At 45.1% G+C, this 1,823-nt stretch carries 1 pseudogene; it reads left to right on the top strand.

From position 1 onward, the window contains the following. Positions 1-312: 312 nt before the first annotated feature. A pseudogene (locus HUS62_RS22170) lies at positions 313-1,823 on the top strand (hypothetical protein); the annotation flags it as partial.

Genomic DNA, 1,823 nt, shown 5'->3' with positions numbered 1-1,823 from the left:
CGTGACCAAGGTGATTATTATGCCTTGATCTGATCACTACATATTCTATAAGTTCAATTTATAATGATCTTGCCGTGACCCCTTCATACGTTGTATACATATAGCAGTTACATTTTCCTAATTGTTTTATATTGCAATTTTGATATTATCTTATAAATAATAACTGTATTTCAAACTTAACCGCTATAAAACCCAGTAAAAAGGTACTGCTCAATGTTATTTTTTTGTATCATTGACTGCATTTTGTAACGATTAGAGCTACCTTTTGGCTAAGCCGCTATTTACTCTCATTAACTATTTAGGAAATTCACTTTGGAAAATATAAGTAAAGCTGTTGTTATTGTCGAACTACTAAGTGATGTCTGGGTTGTTATGGATAATGGAGATTGGGTCAAGGTAGACTCTATACCAGAGCAACTTGCCGACCTACCTGTGTTAAATAGCAGCGACATTGCATTAGAGGGGAACGAGCTGGTTTTTTCTGAAGCCAGTGAACAGCTTGTTGTACCTCAAGATATTATTTCACAGCTTGTATCGGATTTAAGCCAAAATAGTACCTTTGACGCCCGCAGCAATACCAGTAGCGTTACATCTTTATCTTCAAGTGATGCTAATGAAGCTCAAGTGGCCTATCAACTTATTGCTCGCCAAGGGCAAGAACTTGTTCCTGAATCAGGCTATGAAACAACACCTACCGAAACAACAGAAGAAGAAGATCCTAATTTTATTGAGTTTAGACCCGACACAGCAAGAGACACCGTTGAAATAGACAAATTAGCAGACATTACAACCAACATTGATAAAACAGCCGACGGTGTTATTAACGGCAGCGGCGAAAGTGCAGCCATTGTTGTACGCGGTACTGTAGAAGATGTAGAAGATGGCCAAATAGTTACTGTAACAATAAGCGATGGCGTTAACCCTGCGGTGACTACAACTGCAACCGTGATCAATGGTGAATATGTAACAACTCCTATTGATGCAAGCGCATTAAACGACGGCACACTCACCGCTACCGCCAGCGTATCCGATGTGGCAGGCAACCCGATTTCAGCACAAGATTCAGTCGAACTTGATAACACCGCAGCGATCACAACCAGCATTGATAAAACAGCCGATGGCGTGATTAACGGCAACGGCGAAAGCGCCGCCATGGTCGTTCGTGGCACGGTGAGCGATGTGGAAGACGGTCAAACCGTAACGGTGATCATCAGTGATGGCACAAACCAAGTTGAAACCACGGCGCTTGTGCAAAACGGCGAATACGTTACTGATCCGATTGATGCAAGCGCATTAAACGACGGCACACTCACCGCTACAGCAAGCGTGTCAGATTTAGCGGGTAACCCTGTAAACGCGCAAGATAGCGTAGAACTTGATAACACCGCAGTTATTACAACCAGTATTGATAAAACCACCGACGGCGTGATTAATGGTAACGGTGAAAGCGCCGCCATGGTCGTGCGTGGGACGGTGAGCGATGTGGAAGACGGTCAAACCGTGACGGTGATCATCAGCGATGGCACAAACCAAGTTGAAACCACGGCACTTGTACAAAACGGCGAATACGTCACCGATCCGATTGATGCAAGCGCACTAAACGATGGCACACTCACTGCTTCCGCCAGCGTATCCGATGTGGCAGGCAACCCGATTTCAGCACAAGATGCAGTCGAGCTTGATAACACCGCAGCGATCACAACCAGCATTGATAAAACCGCCGACGGCGTGATTAATGGCAACGGTGAAAGCGCCGCCATGGTCGTTCGTGGCACGGTGAGCGATGTGGAAGACGGTCAAACCGTAACGGTGATCATCAGTGA

It is taken from the genome of Pseudoalteromonas sp. 0303 (assembly GCF_013349995.1).
Lineage (GTDB): Bacteria > Pseudomonadota > Gammaproteobacteria > Enterobacterales > Alteromonadaceae > Pseudoalteromonas.
Note: the sequence above shows the minus strand (reverse complement) of the source record. Positions and strands in the feature narration are given on the sequence as shown.